Genomic DNA, 327 nt, shown 5'->3' with positions numbered 1-327 from the left:
TCAATTTTACCAACAACATCAATTAGTCGTAGGAATGCTGGGGGACGGTGTTAATGATGCCCCGGCATTAAAAAAAGCCGACATCGGGATCGTAATGGGAATACGGGGGTCTGAGGCGGCCAAAGAAGTAGCCGACGTAATTCTTTTAGATGATAAGTTTACCTCCATAGAATTAGCAATCAGACAGGGAAGGAATATTTTTGGGAATATCCGGAAGTTTGTAGTATTTCTTTTGTCCTGCAACCTCGCAGAGATTCTGGTGGTGGGAATTCTTTCCATGAGTACCCTGCCTCTTAATCTTTTACCTCTGCAAATTCTATTTCTCAA

The 327-nt window shown here is 42.5% G+C and carries 1 protein-coding gene; it reads left to right on the top strand.

What is annotated here, in order from left to right; genetic code table 11:
- Positions 1–34: 34 nt before the first annotated feature.
- Positions 35–327 (top strand): HAD-IC family P-type ATPase (locus tag HC175_RS22015; protein ID WP_317172396.1); only part of this gene is annotated, 293 nt, incomplete at its 3' end.

The organism is Salinimicrobium oceani (assembly GCF_012037645.1).
Note: the sequence above shows the minus strand (reverse complement) of the source record. Positions and strands in the feature narration are given on the sequence as shown.